Genomic DNA, 22,321 nt, shown 5'->3' with positions numbered 1-22,321 from the left:
GTAGGATTGTTGCATTCGGTTTGACCCCGGTTTCCGAAGGACGACGCATGCCCGCAGAGCCCTCCCTCCCGTCGACCGGCCGCGTTCTCGCGGTGCGTGGCGCGGTGGTGGATGTCGCATTCGACCAGGCGCCACAGGGCGGCAACCTGCCGAAGGGCGGCGACCTGCCGAAGGTGGATGAGGCCCTGGTCGTGGAATGGGACCGGCCGGAGCCGCTCATGGTCGAGGTGCAGGCGCATCTGGACGCGGCCACCGTGCGCGGCGTCGCCCTCCAGGCCACCGCCGGGCTCAAACGCGGCACGCCGGTCCGGCCCACGGGCGCGCCGGTGTCCGTGCCGGTCGGCGAGGCGCTGCTCGGCCGGCTGCTGGATGTCACCGGCCGCGTGCGCGACGCCGGCCCGGCGCTGCCGGCAGACCTGCCGCTTGTCTCGATCCACCGCCCCGCCCCGCCGCTTGGCCGGCGCAGTGCCGCCACCGCCATGTTCGAGACCGGCATCAAGGTGATCGACCTGCTGGCGCCGCTGCCCCAGGGCGGCAAGGCGGCGATGTTCGGCGGCGCCGGCGTCGGCAAGACCGTGGTGGTGATGGAACTGATCCACGCCATGGTGCAGAGCTATCAGGGCATTTCCGTCTTTGCCGGCGTCGGCGAGCGCTCGCGCGAGGGGCACGAACTGCTGAACGAAATGCGCGGCTCCGGCGTGCTGGAGCGCAGCGTCCTGGTCTATGGCCAGATGAACGAGCCGCCGGGCGCGCGCTGGCGCGTCGGCCTGACGGCGCTGACCATCGCCGAGTATTTCCGCGACGAGAAACGCCAGAACGTGTTGCTGCTGATGGACAACGTGTTCCGCTTCGTCCAGGCCGGCGGCGAGGTGTCGGGCCTGCTGGGGCGGCTGCCGTCGCGGGTGGGCTATCAGCCGACGCTGGCGACGGAGGTGGCGGCACTGCACGAGCGCATCGCGTCGGTCGGCGGCGTCTCGGTCACGGCGATCGAGGCGGTCTATGTGCCGGCCGACGACTTCACCGACCCCGCGGTCACCGCCATTTCCAGCCATCTGGACAGCATGATCGTGCTCTCGCGCACCATGGCGGCGGAGGGCATGTACCCGGCGGTCGATCCGCTCGCCTCCACCTCCATCCTGCTGGACCCGACCGTGGTTGGCGAGGACCATTACCGCATCGCCGAGCAGGTGCGCGAGACCATCGCGCACTATCGCGAATTGCAGGACATCATCTCGCTGCTGGGGATCGAGGAGTTGAGCGCCCAGGACCGGCTGGCCGTCCGCCGGGCGCGGCGCCTGCAACGCTTCCTGACCCAGCCCTTTGCCGTGACCGAAGCCTTTACCGGCATGCCTGGCCGCTCCGTGCCGCTTGCCGACACGCTGAAAGGGTGTGCCGCCATCCTGGCCGGCGATTGCGACGACTGGGCGGAGGACGCGCTCTACATGGTCGGCACGATCGACGAGGCGCGCGACAAGGCCAACCGTCCTGCGGAGGCGGCGGCATGAGGCTGCTGATCACCACCCCGACCGCCGTCGTCGTCGACGAGACCGGCGTGACCGCAGTGCGGGCGGAGGACGAGAGCGGCAGCTTCGGCATTCTGAACGGCCATGCCGACCTCTTGACCGCGCTGGAGGTGGGCATTGTCAGCTGGAAACGGGCGGACGAGCGCCGCCATTACTGCGCCGTCCGCCGCGGCGTGCTCTCGGTCACCCAGGCGGCGGACGGGACCGAAGTGGCCATCGCCACGCGCGAGGCGGTGCCGGGGGACCGGCTGGACCGGCTGGAACAGGAGGTTCTCGACCGGTTCCGGCAGCGGGCCGACACCGAACGCTCCGCCCGGACCGAAAGCCTGCAATTGCAGATGAAGGCGGTGCGCCAGATCATGCGCTTCCTGCGCCCCGACGGCCGCGGCCCAAGCGTTGGGGGCGGCCCAAGCGTTGGGCGCGGGCCAAGCGTTGGCCGCGGGCCGGGCGTCGGGGGCGGGCCGGTGGGAGACGGCTCGTGAGTGCCGCCGCCGACCCGGCGAGGGACTGCCCGGGGGACCGTCCGGGCTCGTCGGCCGGGGACGACCCGACCGGGCGCGAGACCGCTGGCGTCGACACCGCCCGCGACATGGCCGAGGCTGCGCGCACCCGCCTCGAACGCCGCGAGCACTGGCGGCGCGAGGGCGAGCCCTCGCTGATGCGGCAGGTCGGCCAGATCGGCATGCTCGGCTGGATGATCGTGACGCCGGGCCTGCTGGGCCTGTTTCTCGGCCGCTGGATCGACCGGGAACTGCAAAGCGGCATTTTCTGGACCGCGCCGCTGCTGCTGGTGGGCCTGGCCCTGGGCTGTTGGTCGGCGTGGCGATGGATGCACCGGCAATGACGGCGCTGATCCTCGCCGAACCCGGCTCGCTCGCCTGGGTGTTGCAATTGCTGGTCTGGCTTGCCTTGGGCGTGGCCTTGGGGGCGGCGCACTTCCTGTCGCTGCGCTGGAGCGTGCGCTGGTTCCTGGCCGGGCGCACAGGGCCGTCGCTGGCCTTGCAGGCGGGGCGTCTGGTGCTGCTGGGCGGCGTGCTGGCCGCCGTGGCCATCTGGTGCGGCGCGCTGCCGCTGCTGGCCGCGACCGGCGGCCTGCTTGTCGCCCGCACCGCGGTCTTGCGCCTGGGAGCCGCGCCATGATCGAGTCGCCGCTGTCCGCCAAACTGGTGTTCATGCTGGGCCCGGTGCCGATCACCGAGCCGGTGGTGGTGACCTGGGCGATCATGCTGGCGCTGGGCGCGGGCGGCTGGCTGCTGACCCGGCGGCTGTCGCTCCGACCCGGCACGCGGCAGACCGTGCTGGAGGCGATCGTCGGCGTGATCGAGCAACAGGTGCGCTCCACCATGCGGGCGGACCCTGCGCCCTTTATCCCGCTGGTCGGCACGCTGTTCCTCTACATCCTGACCGCCAACTGGTCGTCCCTGATCCCCGGCGTCGATCCGCCGACGGCGCATCTGGAGACCGACGCGGCGCTGGGGCTGATCGTCTTCTGCGCCATATTCTGGTTCGGCATCCGCGGGCGCGGGCCGGTCGGCTATCTGAAGACCTTCGCCGAGCCGACGGTGGTGATGATCCCGCTGAACATCGTCGAGACCTTCACCCGCACCTTCTCGCTGATCGTGCGCCTGTTCGGCAATGTCATGAGCGGCGTGTTCGTCATCGCCATCGTCCTCTCGCTTGCGGGCCTGCTGGTGCCGATCCCGCTGATGGCGCTCGACCTGCTGACCGGCGCCGTGCAGGCCTATATCTTCACCGTGCTGGCCATGGTGTTCATCGGCTCGGCCCTGACCGAGGGCCAGCCGGACGAGTCCCGGAACGGAGACCCCCATGAACTGGATTGAAGTCGTCAGCATTTTCTCGGCCGCCCTGGCGGTCGGCCTGGGCGCGTTCGGCCCGGCGCTGGGCGAGGGGCGGGCGGTCGCCGCCGCCATGGATGCCATCGCCCGCCAGCCGGAGGCCGCGGGCACCATCTCGCGCATGCTGTTCGTCGGCCTGGCGATGATCGAGACCATGGCGATCTACTGCCTGGTGATCGCGCTGCTGGTGCTGTTCGCCAACCCGTTCATCCAATAGCGCCATGCAGTTCGACTGGTGGACGCTGGCGCTCCAGACCGTCAATGTCCTGATCCTGGTCTGGATCCTGGCGCGGTTCTTCTTCCGGCCCATCGCCGGCATCGTCGCCAGGCGGCGCGAGGAAACCGCACGCCTGCTGGCCGACGCCGCCGCCGAGCGGGAGCGGGCCGAGCACCAGGCGGCCGAGGCCGGCGCCGAGCGCGACCGGATCGCGGCGGAGCGGGAGCGGCTGCTGGCGGCGGCGCAGGCGGAGGCCGCGGCGGAAAAGGAGCGGCTGCTGGCCCGGTCGGCCGAAGCGCTCGCCCACCAGCGGGCCGAGGCGGAGGCCGCCCTGAAGCGCCAGCGGCTGGAGGCCGAAGGCAGTGTCGTTGCCGAGGCGGCCCGGCTTTCGGTGGAGATTGCCGGACGCCTGCTGCGCCGCCTGCCGCCCGAGACGGTGTTCCTCGCCTTCCTGGAAGGGCTGGACCACGCCTTGCAGGGGCTTCCCGAGTCGGAACGGACCGCGCTTGCCGCCGCCGACGGCGAGCATCCGGTGGAGATCGTCACGGCCGCACCGCTCGACGAGGCCCAGGCCGACCGGGTGCGCGGGCTGCTGGCCCGGGCGGCCGGGGCGCCGGTGGAGCCCGTGTTCCGCACCGACCCGGACCTGGTCGCCGGCCTGGAAGTGCACGCGCGCAACACCGTCATCCGCAACAACTGGCAGGCCGATCTCGCGCGCATTCGGGAGGAGTTGGGGCATGACCTCAATCACCGCGGGTCTTGACGACTGGCTGCAACGGGCCAGGGACCGGGTCGGCCGTGTCGAACTGACGCCGAGCGTGGAGGAAGTGGGCCGGGTGGAAGCCGCCGCCGACGGTATTGCCGAGGTCTCCGGCCTGCCGGACGTGCGCCTGGACGAACTGGTGGTGTTCGAGCACGGCCAGACCGGCTTTGCCATGACCCTGGACCGCGACCGGGTGGGTTGCGTGCTGCTGGACGACCCGGCGGGGCTGGAAGCCGGCCACCGGGTGCGCGGCACCGGCGCCGTGGTGCGGGTGCCGGTCGGGCCCGGCTTTCTCGGCCGCACCGTCGATCCGCTCGGCCGGCCGCTGGATGGCGCCGGCGAGATCGAGGCTGCCGACACCCTGCCCGTGGACCGGCCCGCGCCCGCCATCATCGAGCGGGATTTCGTCACTGAGCCGGTGCAGACCGGCCTGTTGGTGCTCGATTCCATGTTCGCCCTCGGCCGCGGCCAGCGCGAACTGATCGTCGGCGACCGGGCCATCGGCAAGACCGCGGTGGCGGTCGACTGCATCATCAACCAGAAATCCAGCGACGTGATCTGCGTCTATGTCGCCGTCGGCCAGAAATCCTCGACCGTGCGGCGGGTGATCGACGCGGTTCACGCCCATGGCGCGCCGGAGCGCTGCATTTTCGTCGTGGCCGGCGCCTCGTCGGCGCCTGGCCTGCAATGGATCGCGCCGTTCGCCGGCTTCACCCTCGCCGAGTATTTCCGCGACCGCGGCCAGCACGCGCTCGTCGTCATCGACGACCTGACCAAGCACGCGGCCACGCACCGCGAGATCGCCCTGCTGACCCGGCAGCCGCCGGGGCGCGAGGCCTATCCGGGCGACGTGTTCTATGTCCACGCCCGCCTGCTGGAGCGCGCGGCCAAGCTGTCGGCCCAGGCGGGCGGCGGCTCGCTGACGGCGCTGCCGATTGCGGAACTCGATGCCGGCAATCTCAGCGCCTACATCCCGACCAACCTGATCTCGATCACCGACGGCCAGATCGTGCTCGACACCCGCCTGTTCCACGAGGGCCACAAGCCGGCGGTGGATGTCGGCACCAGCGTCAGCCGCATCGGCGGCAAGACCCAGGCGCCGGCCCTGCGCGAGGCGGCCCATGCCATGCGCCTGGACTATGCCCAGTTCCTGGAACTGGAGATGTTCACGCGCTTCGGCGGCGTCACGGACGAGCAGGTCCGGGGCAAGATCGCCCGCGGCCGCCGCATCCGCGCGGCGCTGACCCAGCCGCAATACGCGCCGCTGCGGCTGGTGGACGAGGTGGGGCTGGTGATGGCGGTGCAGAGTGGCGTGCTGGACGCGGTGCCGCTGGAGCGGGTGCCGGCCTTCCGTGCGGCGCTGCCGTCCGCCCTTGACCGCGATGCGCCGGAAGCCGCCCGGCAGGTCGCCGGGACCGGCAAGCTGGACGAGGCGGGACGGGCGGAACTGGCGGCGGCGCTGGCGCGGCTCGCCGGGCGCTTCGCCCGCGAAGGGGCCGAATGATGGCGCAACGGCACGCCCAGATCCTGGCCCAGATCCAGAATGTCCGCCAGTTGGAGGCCGTGGTCACCGCCATGCGCGGCATCGCCGCCGCCCGCGCCCAGCACTGCCGGGCACTGTTGCCGGGGATCGACGCCTATAGCGACGTGATCTCCGCCGCCATCGGCCAGGCCCTGGCCCTGCTGCCCCAGGACGGCGCACCCGCCTCGACCGAGCCGACCCGCCGCGGTGTCGTCGCCTTCGCGGCCGAGCAGGGCTTTGCCGGCACCTTTGCCGAGCGCCTGCTGGAGGCCGTCGCTCCGGATTTTGCGGGCAGCACGGTGTTTCTGGTAGGCAGCCGCGGCCTGACCCTGGCGCGCGAGCGCGGCCTGGAGCCGGCCTGGTCGGCCACGCTGCCGACCCATATCGAGGCATTGCCGTCGCTGGCGAACCACCTGGCCGAGGCGCTCTATGACCGCATCGCGCGGGGCGAACTGGCCGCCGTCGACCTGGTGTTCGCGCGGGCCGGTTCGGACCTGGAGATCGGCCGGCATTCGCTGCTGCCGCTTTCCTACGACCTGTTTGCCCGCGCCTCGGCGTATGCGCCGCCGCTGACCATGCTGGCGCCCGAGCGGCTGTTGCAGCGCCTGTCGGAAGAATACGTGTTCGCCCAGCTCTACAAGGCGGCGATGCACGCCTTCGAGGCGGAGAACGAGGCGCGCATGCGGGCCATGGCCGCCGCCAAGACCAATATCGCGACCAAGCTCTCGGACCTGACCTTGCAGGAGCGCCAGTTGCGCCAGGAAGAGATCACCGCCGAGATCATCGAACTCGCCGCCGGCGCCGAGGCCGCGCTGGGGTCGGGGCGAGGGTGACGGTGAGGGCGTTGCGGTCTGCGGGGGCGGTCACGGGTTCGCGCTCTCACCTGACCCTTCCCCGCCGCCCCGTGCTCGACACGGGGTCCATGCCTGAGACTCCCCATACAGTCCGGACTTTGTGAGAAGCTCCCAGGCATGGGCTCCCGATCAGGTCGGGGGAGGGGAGGATGAGGGGCAATGTCCGAGTCTCCCACACAGTCCGGACTTTGTGTTCTGGTCTCAGGCATGGGCTCCCGCCTGCGCGGGAGAAGTGGGGGAATGGAGAGGCAAGGGCTGTTATTCCGTGCATGGGCCGGAAGCGTGCCGCGCCCTCGCTTCACTCGGCTGCGGGGGGCGGCATGCCCAGGCTCGCGGCCTGGCGGCGTTCGAACGCCAGACAGGCGGCGTCGTGGCAATGGCCGCGAATGCCGCCCCGCACCGTGCCGGGCGCGGTCGAGCGGAAGAAATCCCACCAGGTGTCCGGCAGGCGCACGCTGTCCGGCGGTGCCATCCACAGCCGGAACAGCAGGCGCTTTTCCGCCGGGTCGGCGAAGTCCTCGTAGTCGGTGCGCGAGTGCAGGATGATGTGGTTGTTCATGATCTGCATGTCGCCGGGTTCGACGAACATGGTGAACATGAACGCCGGCCGCTGCAAAATGCCGTCCATCACGTCCAGGCATTCCTGCTGGACGGGCGTCAGCGGCGGCACGCCCTCGATCCGCTGGGCGCTCAGCACGCGGTTGCGGTTCCACTTGCCGAACAGCCGGCCCTCGCAGAAATCGACCAGCGGCTGGCCGTAATAGGGGCCTTCGTCCGGCGCCTGTTCGTTCTGGCGCGAGAACTGGAACGGCTGGCGCGCGACCTCGGCCAGGTCGGGCCGCTCGGCCACGAGGGCGTTCCAGGCAGCGATGGTGCTGGTGATCATGCTCTGGCCGCCGACGCGCGCCTTGTTGTAGCAGGCGAGCGTGACTAGGTCGGAGCCGTCGACGTGGAAGTCCAGCTTGGCGTTGGAGGAATAGCCGCGCCCGCCGGCCGAGCGGTAGTCCGTGCCGGCGTCGCGCACGGCGGAGATGTACTGGCTCGCCTTGCCCTGGGGCCGGGCGACGCCGGAATGCAGGCCGATGGCCCAGTTGAGCAGCCGGAACTCGTCCTCGCCCAGGCCGGCGCGCGGCAGCCCCTGCACCAGGGCGAGGCCACGGCCGTGATGCGCCTCGCGGATGCCGGCCCGGATCGTGTCGAGCGCCGGGCCGAAATCGAAATCCTCGCGCGTGTAGGCGAACAGCGGGCGGTCCGGATCATAGGCCCGGCGCACGGTATCGGCGAGGTGTGCCGCGGCCGCCTCGTCGATGCGGAAGCGCCACGACGGGTCCCGTTCCAGGTCCGCGACCGTCCAACCGCCGGGTTGCGCCACGCTGCTGCTCATGTCCGTTTCTCCTTGAAGACGCCGCCCGGGCGCGGGATGGGTTTATCCCGGTCCGGGCGGCGCTGCCAATGGCTAGCCTGTCTCAGTTCGCCGATTTGTCGAGCTTGTGCGGCATGCCGTGCCCCTTCATCGGGCGCAGCGGGCCGATGGCGAACTCGACCGTCACCGGGCCCGCCTTCTCGAAGGTCAGGGTCGCCTGGAAGGTCTCGCCTTCGACGAAGCCGTGCTTCAGGCCGATGAACATCAGGTGGTTGCCGCCGGGCGCCAGCGCGGCGCTGCCGCCGGCCGGGATTGCGACGCCGTCCGGCAGTTGCTGCATCTTCATCACATTGCCGTCCATCTTCATCTCGTGGATTTCGGCGGCTTTGGCGCAATCGCAGGCGACGGACACCAGCCGGTCGGTGGTGGCGCCGGTGTTGGTGATGGTCAGATAGCCGGCGCCGACGCGGGCCATGGGCGGGGTGGCGCGGCTGAACGGATGGTCGATGATCAGATCGCCGACCTTGAAGTCATGGGCGAAGGCCGGCAGGGCGGAAAGAGACAGGGCGGCGGCCAGCGCCAGGGCCGCCGCGCGGCCGGGGAATGCGAATGTGGTCATGGGGATGGGCTCCTCTGAGCCTGTCGATCGATACGAGGTGTGCGCCGCTGCGGCGCGGTGGGATCAGACAGACGGGCCGGCGGGCGGCGCGCGGCTTTGGAAGGCCGCCGTTCGCAGCGAGAGCACCCGGGCCGACGGCGCCGGAAACGGATCGTTCCGCAGTGCCGGCAGGCGCGTCGGCTCGGCCTGTGGCGGGGTGGGCTCTGCCACCGCGCCGGACCCGAAGGCGTGGCACCAATAGCAGCCCTTCGCCGGCCCATGGGGAACCCCGCCGGCACCGGCCGGTGCCTCGCCATCCGCGGCGCACAGCCAGAGGCTCGCCGGCGTGTCGGCCGCGACGGCGGGGACGGAGAAGCCGGCGGCCATGGCGATCTGCACCGCCAGCCAGACCATGGCCGGCAGCAGGACCCAGCGTCCGTGTCGCCTGAGCGCGTTCACCCGTTCGTCCTCGATCCGTGCCGTCGGTTCGGTCCCAGACCTAGGCACGCACCCGGCATCCGGCAATGAGACCTATTCGGCAGCGGCCGCCGCTGCGGGATGTCCGCCATGGGCGACGCCCTGTTCCCAGGCCGCCACATACTCGCCGATGGTCAGGGGCAAGCCGTTCTGCATCGCCGCGTCGAAATACTCGAACAGCACGCCGTCCGGCCCGGCGTTGAGCGACAGCAGCACCGTGCCCCCGGTCTCGCCGCCGTGCTCGTGGTGCGGGTGGGCGTCGCCGGCGGCCAGCGCATAGTCGCCCTGGCGCCGGTGAATGGTCGGGCCGAGCGAGCCGTCCGGCAGGACGTCGGTCACGAACTGCTCGCCCTCCAGCACCAGGGTGGCGGTGGCGGCCACATGGCGGTGGCGGCGGCAATGGCAGCCGCCCGGCGCATAGCGCAACAGCATGTCGAGCCGCCCGGTGGCGAGGTCGTAGCCGAGCAGGGCGTACTCGAAATCCACGGGATAGGCGGGGTCGGAGCGGTCGGTGACCCGGCGCCATTCGGCGGCGGCCGGGTCGAACCGGGAGGCGATTTTCGGCATGAGCCTGGTCCTCGCTCGTTATTTCGCCTTCGACGCCGCGCGCCCGGCCTTTTCCAGGTCCGGCCCCGCATGCGGACCCAGGGCCGCGCTGACGCCGACCTTGGTGTCCCTGAGCGCTGCGGCGGCGCGGGGATTTTCCATGATCTTGTTCAGAATGCCCTGCTGGGCCGCCTCGAAGCTGTCGCGGTGGGCGACCACATGGGCGCGCGACTCGCGATAGGCGTCCAGCATGCCGTTGATCTCCGGCACCACATAGCGCATGACCAGATCCCAGCTGCGCATGGTGTTCTCGCGGTTGGCCCAGTCGTGGACGAAGCCGATGGTGACGCCATAGCCGCCGGTCAATTCGATCAGGCTGCGGACGCGCTGCACCAGGTCGTCGGGCGTGCCGATCACCGCGGTTGCGCCGTCGGAGAAGGCCATTTTCTCAATGCCTTCGTTCGGGGTCTTGAACGCGGCGACGCCCGGCCGTTGCAGCGTGCCGACGCTGTATTCGTTGTGCCAGCGGAACAGGCCGTCCTTGGACTGGGCGATGGCCTCCTCGCGGCTTTCGGCGATGTGCCATTGCAGGACGATGCGCCAGTTCTTGCGGTCGACGCGGTTGCCGTTCTTCTCGGCCGATTCCTCGGCGAACGACCACTGGGTCGGCAGCGCGTTCAGGCCCGCGGTCGACATGGAGCCGATGGAGAGCACGCCGGTCTCGTACTTGCCGGCCAGCGTCATGCCCGACGGGCTGACCATGCTGGCGACGGCGTATTCCATCTCCTCCTGCAACGGCAGCAGGTGCAGGCGGGCGTCGTTCAGGGTGAACCAGTCGGACTTGTGGCTGAACCGCTCGTCGCCCGCCAGCAGGCGCTTGATGACGCCCAGCGCCTCGTCCTGGCGGTCGCGCTGGGTCACCGGGTCGATGCCGAGCACATAGGCGTCCGACGGCAGCGCGCCCGGGCCCGAGCCGAAAATGGCGCGGCCGCCGGTCATGTGGTCCAACTGCACCATGCGCTGGGCGACGATGAACGGGTGGTGATAGGGCAGGGAGACGACGCCGGTGCCGAGGCGGATGCGGTGGGTGCGTTCGCCCGCGGCCGCCAGGAACATTTCCGGCGAGGCGATCACCTCCCAGCCGGTGGAATGGTGCTCGCCGCACCAGAACTCGTCGAAGCCGAGCTTGTCCAGCCGCTCCGCCAGGTCCAGGTCGGAGCGGAATTGCAGCATCGGATGCTCGCCGATCGGGTGGTGCGGGGCGAGGAATGCGCCGAATTTCATACGGGCCATGGGGGAACTCCTGCGGCAGGCAAAAGACGGCCGCCGAACGGGGGCGGCGCGGAATGGGCTCAAATGGGTTGGGGTAGCTTAGACAAGCATCGGCGGCGAAACCAAGCGAAACCCGCGCGTCCCCCGAAGTCCGGCTTCGGTGAGGCGCCCCCCGCCAGAGACCCCGGCGCGGGGCCGGGGAAGCGGGAGCGGGCGTCGACGACCAACGCCGCCGGCCTTAGGCGAGCAGCAACTCCTTGACCAGAATGCCGATACCGGAGACGACGATCAGCGCGATCAGCAGCCGGCGGAACCGGGCGTCGCTCAGGCGCTGGAAAATGCGAATGCCGATCTGCGAGGCGACCACCGTTGTCGGGATCGCCACCAGCAGCGCCAGTCCAACCGGTCGGGTGTAGGCGCCCTGGGCCGCCAGCACGACGGCGGTGCTGGCCAGGATGGCGACGTTGAAGGGTTGCAGCACGGCGCGGGTGCGCAGCTTCGGCCAGGGGCGGAGCGAGGCCCAGACCGTCGGCAACACGCCGGAGAGGCTGGCGAGCCCGCCCAGCACGCCGCCGGCGAAGCCGACCGCAGCGTCGACCAGCGGGAATTCGCCCTCCACCTTGGGCAGGTCGCGGCGGAGGACGAAATAGGCGCCGTAGAACAGCAGGAAGGCCGCGGTGATCAGCTTCAGCGCCCGCGCGTCCACCACGGCCAGCAAGGCCACGCCGATGGGAATGCCGACAAAGGCCGGCAGCAGGAACCGCACCAGCCGCCGCCATTCCAGGTGATGACGCACCACGATCAGGCCCGGAATGCCGCCGACCACCGAGAGCACGACGCAAATCGCCACCGCCTGCACCGGGGTCAGCACCTGCAACAACAGGCCGAGCGCGAACAGGGCGGTGCCGAACCCCGCCAGCCCGTTGATAAACCCACCGAGAAAGGCGCCGGCGACGATATAGGCGACGAATGCGAAGGTCATGCAGCCGGCTTCGGTGGTGTGCGGGAGGGCCGGAGTGCGGGGGGCGCCCTGCCGGTGAGAGGCCCCGACCCTAGGCGGGGCCTGCCCTGGAGGCCAGCCGCAATCGCGCCGCAGATCGCCGAAGGGTGGAAACGCCGCTTTCCGGTAGCGGTGCTTTCGTCCATCGTGTGCGGCCGACGGCAAACCCCGTCCCCTTCACCAGCAACGGCGGTGCGATTGTGACCACGCGGACCAGCACGAGTTCGATCCTGATGGTGCTCCTGATGGGGGTGCTGTGGGGTCTGAACTGGCCGGCGGTGAAGTTCATGCTGACCGAACTGCCGCCCGTGACCATCCGGGCGCTGGCCTTTCCGTCGGCGGCGCTGCTGCTGGCCCTCATTGTCAAGGCCAGCGGCCAGCGGTTGCTGCCGCCGCGCCGCGAACTGCCGTGGATCGCGCTCGCCAGCCTGTTCCTGATTTTCGGTTTCAACATGCTGTCGACCTTCGCCCAGGTCTATACCGACGCCTCGAAGGCCGCGATCATCGCCTACACCATGCCGGCGATCACGGCGGTGCTGGCGGTGATCTTCCTGGGCGAGCGGCTGAACTGGCGCCTGGTGGCCGCCATTGCCGTCGGCATGGCCGGGCTGGCGGTGCTGGCGTCGCGCAATTTCGCGGCACTGGTGAACGACCCCGCCGGCCCGGCGATCATGTTCGCCGGCGCGTTCTCCTGGGCCGTCGGCAATATCGTGCTGAAACTGCGCGCCTGGACGCTGGGGCCGATGGCGCTCGCCGCCTGGTTCTTCGTGATCGCGAGCGTGCTGGCCTGGCCGTTGGTGTTCGCCTTCGAGCCGCCGGCGGACCAGCACATTCCCAGCCTGCCGGTGCTGCTGACGCTCGCCTATCACATTCTCGGCCCCATGGTGGTCTGCTACCTGTTGTGGACCGTGCTGCTGGGCCGGCTGCCGGCGACGGTGGCGGCGATCTCCACCCTGACCGCGCCGGTGGTGGGCGTGCTCTCGTCCGTGGCGCTGCTGGGCGAGCCTTTGAGTTGGCAGATCGTGGTGGCGCTCGCCTGCATCGTGCTCTCCATCGCGATGACCCTGATCCCGGTGCGTGCGCCGCGTGCCGCGCAGGCCTTGCCGGAGCGGACAAAGGCGTAGATTGTTGCGGTGCCGCCGGAAAATGCGCCCCAGCGCCCGCCTCTTGCCCAAAGCCGACGAAACGGAACCCGCCCTTTGATGCCCCCAGCCACGGACACGGAGACGCCGCAGCGGCCGGGCCTGCGGTTGCGGGACAATTACGCGTTTTTCTTCCCGCTGGTGCTGATGGTCGAGCTCAACATGATCTCGAAATCGGCCATTCACGCCTTTCTGGCCCGGACCGAGACCCCCAGCACGACGCTCGCGGCCTTCAACGCCGCCTTCACCTTCTATTTCGCCATCACCAGCGCGACCGAGGTGGTGATGCTGCTCTGCCTCTCCTACCTGAAGTCGCGGGCGGACGTGTGGCGGCTGGTGGGGTTCACGGCGCTGCTGCTGAGCCCGTCGCTGGCGCTCGTGCTGGTGCTGGTCTTTTCCGATCTCGGCAACCGGGTGTTCGGCCACTGGTTCGGGCTGACCGAACAGGGCCAATGGGAGGCGCGGCTCGCCATGGGCATGCTGGCGCTGAGCCCGCCGGTGCTGCTGGCCCGCGGCACGGCCTTTGCGTTGCTGATGCTGAACCGGCGCACCCTCATCATCACGTTCAGCACCCTGATCCGGCTCGGCTCGCTGGCGGTCTGGCTGGCGGTGTTGCCGCTGGTGCTGGACGGTGCGGCGGTCGGCGCGCTGGCGCTGGTGATGTGCATGGCGTCCGAGACCGTGTTCGCCTGGGCCTTTGCCTGGCGCCTGTTGATGCGCATGCCGGCGGTGCGCCAGACCCGGGACACGCTGCGGGGCTATTGGCGGTTTTCCTGGCCGCTGATCATCAATTCCTCGGCGGAGATGGGGGTGATCTTCGCCATCAACCTGTATCTGGGCCGCCTGAACGAGGCCGAACTGGCCATCGCCGCCTTCGGCGTGGTGCACGGGCTGGTGTCGCTGCTGATGGGGCCGATGCGCAACCTGGCCCAGACGGCGCAGACCCTGGTGGCGCGGCGCGAGGACGTGCGGGTGATGCTGGTGTTCACCGGCCACCTGGTCGCGCTGTTCACCCTGCTGGCGCTGGTGCTTTTCCGCACGCCCGTGCGCGACACGATCCTGGGGAGCGTCATGGGCCTGACGCCGGAACTGGCCGCCTATTGCGAGCCGGCCCTGGGCATCGCCTTCCTGATGGCGGCGTTCTGGAGCACGGCGGCGCTGTTCCGCGGCCTGCTGGCCAAGGCGCGCACCACCGGCTTCCTGGCCGCCGGCGGTCTGCTGCGGATCGCCACCGCCGTGATCGCCGGCGCCATCAGCCTGGCCCATCCGGATTGGAACGGTGCGCTGCTGGGCGTGGCCGCCTGGACGCTGTCCTATGCGATGGAAACCCTGGTGAGCGGCTGGCGGCTGCGGCGGCTCGGCTGGTTTGTGGAGGCGTGACGATGGTCCGGATGGCGACCGGGAAGGAGATCGGGTGATGACGGTGGTGGAAATGGCGGCGGGAGTCCGCGGACTTCAGGCCTTCGTCGAGATGCGCGACGGCGTGCGCCTCAACACGCTGGTGTTCCTGCCGGCGGGGGAGGGGCCGTGGCCGGTGATCCTGGCGCGCACGCCCTACGGCATCACCCAGCCCCAGGGGCGGCACACCACCGACCCGGCCCATGGCTGGCTGCCGGACCCGGCCCAGCCGCTGCGCGGCTCGATCCTGCGCGGCTGGCAGGCGATCACGGGACGCGGCTATGTCTGTGTCTATCAGGACACCCGCGGCCGCTACGCCTCCGAGGGCGAGGACCGGGTCTATTGCGACGATGCGGAGGACGGCTACGACACGCTCGACTGGATCGCGGAACAGCCCTGGTGCAATGGCCGTATCGGCATGGCCGGCTCGTCCGCGGGCGCGACCACCACCCTGGCGGCAGCAAGCCAGGGGCATCCGGCGCTGAAGGCGTACTGGGCCCAGGTCGGCGGCTCCAGCATCTACAACGACGTGGTCTGCGAGGGCCAGTCGATCGAGATGGAGCGGCTCTGGCTCTGGGTGTCGAAGAACATTCCCGGCCTGTCCGAAAGCCACAAGCGCCGGGCCATGCGCCTTTCGGGCCTGGACGAGGCCGGCATGGCCGCGGCGCACCGGCGCGCCGGCGAGACCTACACGCGGCTGGAGGCGGCGAGCCGGGCCGAGCCGCCCTTTGTCGACAATGCCGATTGGCTGCGCCTGCCGCTCCTCGACTATCCGGATTTTTCGGCCTGGCAGCCTTTCCTGAACGCCTTGCTGAGCCATCCGGCGCCGGACGCCTTCCGCAACGGCCACGATTTCCGCAAGACCATCGCCATTCCGGGCTTCCACGCCACCAGCTGGTACGACATTTTCCTGACCAGCGTCCTGGCCGCCTTCCGGGAGGTTCAGGCCCGCACCGGCACGCAAAAGCTCTGGATCGGTCCGAACGACCATTACTTCATCTACGAGTCCCAATTCTGGACCCGCGACCCGTTTTTCGAATGGTTCGGCCATTATCTGAAAGACGAGCCGGCAGCCCTGATCGACGAGCCGGCAGTGCATTTCTCGCCCCGCGCCTTCGTGGCGGACCGGGCCGGCTACAAGGCCGACGACTGGCTGCATTCGGCCACCTGGCCGCCGGCGGGCGTGGAGGCCCGGCGGCTCTATCTGACCGGCGACGGTGGATTGGGCGCTGTGCCGGCGGGCGGGCCGCGGACCTATGTCTACGACCCGCGCCGGCCGAACCCGACGCTCGGCGGGCGCAACATGCTGATCGGCAACGGCCGCATGGACCAGCGCCCGGCGCAGCAGCGCCCGGACTATGGCCTGATCTATACCGGCGAGCCGCTGGCCGAGCCGATGACGCTCTCCGGCCCGGTGCGCGTGACCCTGCACGCGGGCTCCGACTGTCCCGACACCGACTTCATCGCCAAGCTGAACGAGGTGTTGCCGGACGGCACGGCGCTGCTGCTGATGGACGGCGTCACCCGCGCGATGTTCCGCGACAGCGTCCGCCATCCCGCCCGCACCCGGCCGCGGCGGCTGGCGCCGGGCGAGGTCTGTGAGATCGTCATCGACCTGGGCGACATCCGGGCGACGATTCCGGCCGGGCACCGCCTGCAGGTGGATATCGTCTCCAGCAATTTCCCGCGCCGGGCCCGCAACACCAATAGCGGCCATGTGCTGCTGGCGGCGGATGGAGAGGCGGATATCCGCACCGCCCGGAACACGGTGCACCATGATGATGGGCTACCATCGTACATAGAATTGACGATAGCACTACCCGGATGAAAGCCCGGTTGGGCAAAAGGTGGGCAAGGCCATTGTAATGAAAGGCCAATTCCAGATCTACTCGGATAATGAAACTAAGTGAATATACCAATAGCCTAAGTGAGACAGACCTGCTATCAGGTTGTGGGTATCCAAGATGCGCCGCTTATCAGGTTGTGGGCGTCAAAGATACAAGAGCAGAGTGGCTGAGATTTTTGCCAGTAGCGACTTGGTAGATGCCAAGTTGGCCGCCCGCACTTTCTGATCGGGCTTGGCGTGTATGTAACGACAAACGTGTTGAAAATCTTGGCGGTTGGGGCGTCCGTGCTGGCCAACGAGGCGGGTTCTCTCGGTCCCTCGATAGGGTTCTGCGGTTGGCCGATAGTTTAACGAGGAGCTGTCACTGCTCATGCAGCAGGTTTCAGACTGTAAACTAGGGGGATGGGAAGACGATCTGGTCGCGATTGCCGAGCGCCATGACGAAGACGCGTTTGCGCGCTTGTTTCGCCATTTCGCGCCTCGCGTGAAAGCCTATGCCATGCGCGGCGGCGCCGAACCGGCCGCGGCGGAGGAAATCGCCCAGGACACGATGGTAACCGCGTGGCACAAGGCGGAGCTGTACGATCCCAGCAAGGCAGCGGTATCGACCTGGCTGTTCACCATTGCCCGCAATCTGCGCATCGACCGGCTGCGGCGCGAGAAGCGCCCGGAACCGGGTTGCGAGGATCTGGCGTTGGCCCCGCACGGCGAAGGGCAGCCGGATGCGGCGTTGCGGCAAATAGAAAATGCGGCCGCATTGCGGCAAGCCATTAACCAATTGCCAAAAGTGCAGCGAGATGTGGTAATGCTGTCCTTCTATGAGGACCAGCCGCATTCGGCCATCGCCTGCAAGCTGGGATTGCCGCTCGGAACGGTCAAGTCTCGGATCAGACTGGCCTTGAAAAAGATCGGAGAGAGCTTGGACGCGGAGGCATACGGGGAGTTTCAATGACGATCCGTCATCATGTTAAAGATGAATTGCTTTTGGATTATGTTTCGGGGCGTCTGGGGGAATCCTGGGGGGTCGTGGTCGCCACCCACCTGACATTGTGCCAGCGGTGCCGTGATTACGAGGCCCATTTGAACGGTGTCGGCGGCTTCGCGTTGCAGGCTCTGACGCCCGTATCCCTGACCGATGGCGCGTTGGCGCGGTGTCGGGACCGGATCAAGGCGCCGCTACCGCGGGAATCCGCGCCTGCCCCGTGGCGGGAGCCATCCGACGGGATGACGTTTCCCAAGCCGCTCTGCGAATATGTGGGGCGCACCCTGGAGGGGGTGCGCTGGCGGCCCCTGGCCGGCGGACTGCGCCATCGCATCCTCGATACCGCGGATGCGGCCCGGGCGCGGTTGTTGTACCTGCCCGCCGGGGCGTTCGTTCCCGAACACGGCCATAGCGGCCTGGAACTCATGCTGGTGCTGGCCGGAACCATTGCCGAAGGCGACCACGTCTTCGGTCGCGGCGATCTGGCGGTGGCGGACGAAACGGTGACGCATGCAGCAACCGCCGGACGCGATGCGCCAACGGTGTGCCTGATCGCCAGCGACGGCCCGCCGCTTTTCAGCGGTCGGCGGGCGATGCCGCCCACTCCCCGCGTTTAGGCCAACACCCGCCCGGCGGCACCCCGCCGCCCCGGCGGGACGGGGGGGGGTCAGGCGGTGCCCGTGCGGTGTGCCGCAACCTCCGCCGCGCTCGCCTGCCAGACATCCGGGTAGGCCGTCATCTTCGCCAGCGCCTGATCCAGGTATTTGATCCGGTGCGCCTGGCCCAGCAGCCAGGGATGGATGGCGAGTGTCATCACCGAGCCGGCCGGATGGGCCTCGCCATACAGGTAGTCGAACGCCTCGCAGACCACGTCGCGCCAGCGCCACGGCATCAGGCGGCGCACCGCCATCAACTGGGTGTCGTCCCATTCCGCCTGGTTCGGCATGGCCAGCAGCCCGCTGTGCGCGGTCGGGTAGGGCGTGTCGTCGTTCGGAAAATCGGCGACATAGCGCAGGCCCGCCTCCGCCAGCAGCGCCGGCGTGCGGGCGCTTTCCGAGAAATCCTGTCCGAACCAGCCGACCGGGCGCGTGCCCGCCGCCCGTTCGACGGCGTCGAGGCAGCGGGCGATGGTCGAGCGCTCCTCGGCCTCGTCCATGGCCGAGGTCAGCATCTGCGTGGCCGAGACACCGTGGCCCGCGATCTCCCAGCCGCGCTTCACGCATTCTTCGACCATGCGCGGATAGCGTTCGGCCAGCATAGCGTTGACCGGCACGGTTGCCTTGATGCCGTGCTTGTCCAGCACCTCCAGCACCCGCCAGAAGCCGACCCGGTTGCCGTGCTCGCGGTGCGAGTAGTTCAGATAGTCGGGGAAGTGCGAGCCCAGCGCGCCGCCATAGCGCGGATCGCGGACGCTGCCGGCCGGCGGGTCCAGTTCCAGATATTCCAGATAGAGATAGACGCACCACGCCACGCGGGCGCCGTCCGGCCACGCGACGGCGGGGCGGGTGGGCAGGGGGCTCCATTCGAAATGCGGATGGTCGTAGCCGCGGCCGGTGCGGAAGCGGACGGTCTGGGGCAGTTTCGATGCTTCGCTCATGTCAGGCGGCCTTCTCTTGCCGGGCGAGGTGGGCCTGAACCTCTGGCAGGCAGTGTTCGAGATAATGGTCCGCGATCTCCGAGCCCGTCGCCCACCACACGTCCGAATGGCCCTTGATGTAGCTGAGCGCCTTGTCGAGGAAGCGGATGCGGTGCGGTGTGCCGTAGAGATAGGGGTGCAGCGCGATCGCCATCACCCGGCCGCTCTGTTCGCCCTCGCGATAGACGGTGTCGAAATGGTCCATGATCATCTGGGCGAATTCCTCGCCCTCGGTGTGGTAGCGGTATTCGATGGCGTCGTTGATATCCATGGAATAGGGCACGGTAATCAACGGCTTGCCGGAAGCCGGCAGCGTGCGCGTCTTGATCGGGAAGGGCTGGTCGTCGTGATACCAGTCGGACGTGTATTTCATGCCGAGTTCGGCCACCAGGTCCGGCGTGTTGACGGTGAAGCTCGCCGCCGGCCCGAACCAGCCGGCCAGTTGCTTGCCGGTCGCCTTGCGCAGGGTCTCGACGCAATCCCGGATCACCGCGCGCTCTTCGTCTTTGGGCAGGTTCCAGAGATAGCGGGTGTTGTAGATGCCGTGGCAGAGATAGTCGTAGTTGCGAGCCTCCATCGCCTCGAAAATCTCCGGATAATGCTCGATCACGGAGAAGTTGAGCGAGACGGTGCAGGTGATGTCGTGCTTGTCCATCAGGTCGGTCATGCGCCAGAAGCCGACCCGGTTGCCGTAATCCTTGTCGCCATAGCCGAAAATGTCCGGGTGCGGCGAGCGCGGCCAGGGGTTGCGCACGTTCTGGTGCACCGGCTGGTACTCGTAATGCTCGACATTCGGCAGCACCCAGACCGCCACCCGCTCGCCCTTCGGCCAGCGGAGCTTGGGGCGGTCGACAATGGGGCTGTAGGGAAAGCGGTCGGGTTCCATGCGGGCGGTCTCCGGGCGGGGCGGGTGCGGAGGAGTTTAGCGCAAGTGCCGGGGTTTGCACCTCCTGCTTTGGAGGTGGCGGAGGCGGGCTTTCCCGACCGGAGCGCGGAGCGCGCAGGGCCGGGACCTCTTTCGGGAGGGGGAGTCCGCCCCGGCTCGGGGTCCCGGATCGGCGGTGCCGTCCGGGAAAGCTCGATTTGGTGGATCGGCTGTTCCGTCGCGGAAAGATCCAAGTCAGCTTTCCCGGCCGGAGCGCGGAGCGCGCAGGGCCGGGACCTCTTTTGGGGAGGGGGAGCCCGCCCTGGCTCGGGGTCCCGGATCGGCGGTGCCGTCCGGGAAAGCTCGATTTGGTGGATCGGCGGTGCCGTCCCGGAAAGATCCAAGTCAGCTTTCCCGGCCGGAGCGCGGAGCGCGGAGGGCCGGGACCTCTTTCGGGAGGGGGAGCCGGCCCCTCTACTCCGCCTTCAGCCGTCCCGCATAGGCCTTCTTCACCTTCTCCACCTTCGGCGCGGCGAAATAGGCGATGTAGGGCTGGAACGGATTGTTGGCGGCGTAGTTCTGGTGATAGGCCTCGCCGGGGAAGAATTCGTCCAGCGGCTCCAGCGTCGTCACCACCGGCTGGTCGAACACCTTCGCCTCCGACACCTGGCGGATATAGGCCTCGGCCACCGCCTTCTGCTCCAGGTCGGCATAGAAGATGGCGGAGCGGTATTGCGGGCCGACATCGTTGCCCTGGCGGTTCAACTGCGTCGGGTCGTGGGCGATGGCGAAGAACACTTTCAGGATCTCGCCATAGGTGATCTTGCGCGGGTCGAACGTGACCTCCACCACCTCCGCATGCTTGGTCATGCCGGTGCAGACGGTCTGATAGTCGGCGGTCGAGGCGTCGCCGCCGGCATAGCCGCTCACCACCTTCTCCACGCCGTCCAGTTGCAGATAGACCGCCTCGGTGCACCAGAAGCAGCCGCCGCCGAGAACGGCGGTTTGCAGCGCACCGTCCGGCCCCGGCGGAATGTCCTTTTCCGCATGGGGGAAACGGTCGGGGGTCACGGTCTTGGAGCCGAAAATTTCGTCGAGAAAGCGCATCGGGTCGGCCTCCTGCTGGGGTCTGGTCGCCTGTCATCGGCCAATGTGGCCTCTCTGCGGCCGAAACGCCAGAGCCGAGCGCTTGCCCCTGTGGCGAATTGCTGGCAGGGAAGAGACTATCGGAACCTCTCCACGGGATGCTTCCCCAATGGTCAAGCGCGGCCGCGAATTCCTGCACACGCCCGGTCCCACCAACATTCCGGACCGGCTGCTGAACGCCATGCACCGCCCGGCAATCGATTTCGCCAGCCCGGAATTCGTGGAGGTTGCCCTGCGCCTGTTCGAGGACCTGAAGCGGGTGTTCCAGACCGATTCCGAGGTGTTTCTCTATACCTCCAGCGGTCATGGCGGCTGGGAAGGCACGTTCGTCAACTGCTTCTCGCCCGGCGACGCCGTGCTGTTGCCGGAGGTGGGGCGCTTCGGCCGGGTCTGGGGCGACATGGCCGAACGGCTGGGCCTGGAGGTGATCCGGGTGCCGGGAAGCTGGCGCCATCCCATCGACCCGGCGGTGATCGAGGATTGCCTGACCCGGGACAAGGCGCACCGCATCAAGGGCGTGCTGGCCGTGCATGTGGAGACCGCCACCGGCGCGCACTCGGACATGAAGGCGATCCGTGCGGCCATGGATGCCGCCGGCCACCCGGCACTGCTGATCTGCGACGCCATCGCCTCGTTCGGCTGCGTGCCGCTGCCGATGCGCGACTGGGGTGTGGACGTGGTCATCGCCGCCTCGCAGAAGGGGCTGATGCTGCCGCCGGGCCTGGGCATTTGCGCGGTCAGCGAGAAGGCGCTCGCCGCCAGTTTCGAGAGCCGCAGCCAGATGGAATATTTCAGCTGGCCACAGCGCCTGAAGACCGAGAGCTACAGCCGGTTTTGCGGCACCGCGCCGGAGCATCTGGTGTTCGGCCTCGCCGAGTCGCTGAACATGCTGGAGGAAGAGGGCTGGCCGCAGGTTTTTGCCCGCCACCATCGCCTCGCCGACGCCGTGCGCAAGGCGGTGGAGGTGTGGTGCCAGCCGGGTGCGCTGGAATTCAACATCCTGCCGCCGGAGGCGCGGGCCGACAGCCTGACGGTCGTCCGCACGCCGGAAGGCATGAACTCCGAGACCGTCCGCAACACCGCCCGCGAGACCTTCCGCGTCGCCATGGGCGGCTCGCTCGGCGACCTGACCGGCCGGGTGTTCCGCATCGGCCATATGGGCGACCTGAACGAGCCGATGATCATCGGCGCTCTCGGCGGGGTCGAGGCGGCGTTGCAGGTTTGCCAGGTGCCCATTGGCAAGGGCGGTGTCAGTGCGGCCGTGGATTATCTGGCGTCCACCGTCGCGACCTAGACGACCGGTCCGCCCAACGAC

24 protein-coding genes are annotated in these 22,321 nt (G+C 68.9%); 15 read left to right on the top strand and 9 right to left on the bottom strand.

Annotated features, from left to right (window positions below; genetic code table 11):
- Positions 1-47 precede the first annotated feature (47 nt).
- The 9 genes from H6844_12685 to H6844_12645 all read left to right on the top strand — a co-directional run bounded on the left by H6844_12685 (position 48) and on the right by H6844_12645 (position 6,714).
- A complete protein-coding gene (locus H6844_12685; protein ID MCB9930253.1) occupies positions 48-1,505 on the top strand; it encodes a F0F1 ATP synthase subunit beta in 1,458 nt (485 codons plus the stop codon).
- On the top strand, positions 1,502-2,005 hold the full coding sequence (locus H6844_12680; protein MCB9930252.1) for a F0F1 ATP synthase subunit epsilon: 504 nt from the start codon (positions 1,502-1,504) through the stop codon (positions 2,003-2,005). Before H6844_12685 ends, H6844_12680 begins: the two co-directional genes overlap by 4 nt.
- A 107-nt stretch (positions 2,006-2,112) precedes the next feature.
- Positions 2,113-2,367, top strand: coding sequence for an AtpZ/AtpI family protein (locus H6844_12675; GenBank protein ID MCB9930251.1), 255 nt, complete (start codon positions 2,113-2,115; stop codon positions 2,365-2,367).
- A complete protein-coding gene (locus tag H6844_12670; GenBank protein MCB9930250.1) occupies positions 2,364-2,663 on the top strand; it encodes a hypothetical protein in 300 nt (99 codons plus the stop codon). The genes H6844_12675 and H6844_12670 overlap by 4 nt, the downstream gene beginning before the upstream one ends.
- Positions 2,660-3,364 (top strand): F0F1 ATP synthase subunit A, encoded by a 705-nt coding sequence (locus H6844_12665; GenBank protein MCB9930249.1) that lies wholly within the window; start codon positions 2,660-2,662, stop codon positions 3,362-3,364. The genes H6844_12670 and H6844_12665 overlap by 4 nt, the downstream gene beginning before the upstream one ends.
- Positions 3,351-3,596 carry a F0F1 ATP synthase subunit C gene (locus tag H6844_12660; protein MCB9930248.1) on the top strand — a complete coding sequence of 82 codons (246 nt, stop codon included), beginning with the start codon at positions 3,351-3,353 and terminating at the stop codon, positions 3,594-3,596. Before H6844_12665 ends, H6844_12660 begins: the two co-directional genes overlap by 14 nt.
- Positions 3,597-3,600: 4 nt before the next feature.
- Complete coding sequence (locus H6844_12655; GenBank protein ID MCB9930247.1) at positions 3,601-4,359, top strand: F0F1 ATP synthase subunit delta; 759 nt, start codon at positions 3,601-3,603, stop codon at positions 4,357-4,359.
- Entirely contained in the window at positions 4,334-5,863 is a 1,530-nt protein-coding gene (locus tag H6844_12650) for a F0F1 ATP synthase subunit alpha (protein MCB9930246.1), read from the top strand. Before H6844_12655 ends, H6844_12650 begins: the two co-directional genes overlap by 26 nt.
- Positions 5,863-6,714, top strand: coding sequence for a F0F1 ATP synthase subunit gamma (locus H6844_12645; GenBank protein MCB9930245.1), 852 nt, complete (start codon positions 5,863-5,865; stop codon positions 6,712-6,714). The genes H6844_12650 and H6844_12645 overlap by 1 nt, the downstream gene beginning before the upstream one ends.
- Positions 6,715-7,033: 319 nt before the next feature.
- Here H6844_12645 and H6844_12640 read toward each other — a convergent pair whose 3' ends face one another.
- The 6 genes from H6844_12640 to H6844_12615 all read right to left on the bottom strand — a co-directional run bounded on the left by H6844_12640 (position 7,034) and on the right by H6844_12615 (position 11,973).
- Entirely contained in the window at positions 7,034-8,119 is a 1,086-nt protein-coding gene (locus tag H6844_12640) for a TauD/TfdA family dioxygenase (GenBank protein ID MCB9930244.1), read from the bottom strand.
- Between the two features lie 82 nt (positions 8,120-8,201).
- Positions 8,202-8,717, bottom strand: a complete 516-nt coding sequence (locus H6844_12635) for a copper chaperone PCu(A)C (GenBank protein ID MCB9930243.1) — start codon at positions 8,715-8,717, stop codon at positions 8,202-8,204.
- Between the two features lie 63 nt (positions 8,718-8,780).
- Positions 8,781-9,203: a hypothetical protein gene (locus H6844_12630; GenBank protein MCB9930242.1), complete on the bottom strand. Its 423-nt coding sequence runs from the start codon at positions 9,201-9,203 to the stop codon at positions 8,781-8,783.
- 24 nt (positions 9,204-9,227) lie between these two features.
- Positions 9,228-9,740 (bottom strand): hypothetical protein, encoded by a 513-nt coding sequence (locus H6844_12625; GenBank protein ID MCB9930241.1) that lies wholly within the window; start codon positions 9,738-9,740, stop codon positions 9,228-9,230.
- Positions 9,741-9,758: 18 nt separating this feature from the next.
- Entirely contained in the window at positions 9,759-11,012 is a 1,254-nt protein-coding gene (locus tag H6844_12620) for an LLM class flavin-dependent oxidoreductase (GenBank protein ID MCB9930240.1), read from the bottom strand.
- Positions 11,013-11,229: 217 nt separating this feature from the next.
- Positions 11,230-11,973 (bottom strand): sulfite exporter TauE/SafE family protein, encoded by a 744-nt coding sequence (locus H6844_12615; protein ID MCB9930239.1) that lies wholly within the window; start codon positions 11,971-11,973, stop codon positions 11,230-11,232.
- Between the two features lie 218 nt (positions 11,974-12,191).
- On the opposite strand from H6844_12615, the gene H6844_12610 reads away from it, so the two are divergent.
- The 5 genes from H6844_12610 (at position 12,192) to H6844_12590 (ending at position 17,976) form a co-directional block, all read left to right on the top strand.
- Entirely contained in the window at positions 12,192-13,115 is a 924-nt protein-coding gene (locus tag H6844_12610) for a DMT family transporter (GenBank protein ID MCB9930238.1), read from the top strand.
- 78 nt (positions 13,116-13,193) lie between these two features.
- The gene (locus H6844_12605) at positions 13,194-14,513 is read left to right on the top strand and encodes a hypothetical protein (protein ID MCB9930237.1); all 1,320 of its coding nucleotides are present in this window, start codon (positions 13,194-13,196) and stop codon (positions 14,511-14,513) included.
- A gap of 37 nt (positions 14,514-14,550) precedes the next feature.
- Positions 14,551-16,359, top strand: coding sequence for a CocE/NonD family hydrolase (locus H6844_12600; GenBank protein ID MCB9930236.1), 1,809 nt, complete (start codon positions 14,551-14,553; stop codon positions 16,357-16,359).
- Positions 16,360-16,747: 388 nt separating this feature from the next.
- A complete protein-coding gene (locus H6844_12595; GenBank protein ID MCB9930235.1) occupies positions 16,748-17,329 on the top strand; it encodes a sigma-70 family RNA polymerase sigma factor in 582 nt (193 codons plus the stop codon).
- Positions 17,326-17,976, top strand: coding sequence for a cupin domain-containing protein (locus H6844_12590; protein ID MCB9930234.1), 651 nt, complete (start codon positions 17,326-17,328; stop codon positions 17,974-17,976). Before H6844_12595 ends, H6844_12590 begins: the two co-directional genes overlap by 4 nt.
- 50 nt (positions 17,977-18,026) lie before the next feature.
- Here the strand turns inward: H6844_12590 and H6844_12585 are convergent, their stop codons facing one another.
- The 3 genes from H6844_12585 to msrA all read right to left on the bottom strand — a co-directional run bounded on the left by H6844_12585 (position 18,027) and on the right by msrA (position 20,967).
- Entirely contained in the window at positions 18,027-18,956 is a 930-nt protein-coding gene (locus tag H6844_12585; protein MCB9930233.1) for a polysaccharide deacetylase family protein, read from the bottom strand.
- Between the two features lies 1 nt (position 18,957).
- Positions 18,958-19,881: a polysaccharide deacetylase family protein gene (locus H6844_12580; GenBank protein MCB9930232.1), complete on the bottom strand. Its 924-nt coding sequence runs from the start codon at positions 19,879-19,881 to the stop codon at positions 18,958-18,960.
- A gap of 453 nt (positions 19,882-20,334) precedes the next feature.
- Positions 20,335-20,967, bottom strand: a complete 633-nt coding sequence (msrA, locus tag H6844_12575; GenBank protein MCB9930231.1) for a peptide-methionine (S)-S-oxide reductase MsrA — start codon at positions 20,965-20,967, stop codon at positions 20,335-20,337.
- 148 nt (positions 20,968-21,115) lie between these two features.
- On the opposite strand from msrA, the gene H6844_12570 reads away from it, so the two are divergent.
- Positions 21,116-22,300 (top strand): aminotransferase class V-fold PLP-dependent enzyme, encoded by a 1,185-nt coding sequence (locus H6844_12570; protein ID MCB9930230.1) that lies wholly within the window; start codon positions 21,116-21,118, stop codon positions 22,298-22,300.
- Positions 22,301-22,321 lie beyond the last annotated feature (21 nt).

This window comes from Alphaproteobacteria bacterium, from assembly GCA_020638555.1.
Lineage (GTDB): Bacteria > Pseudomonadota > Alphaproteobacteria > Bin95 > Bin95 > JACKII01.
Note: the sequence above shows the minus strand (reverse complement) of the source record. Positions and strands in the feature narration are given on the sequence as shown.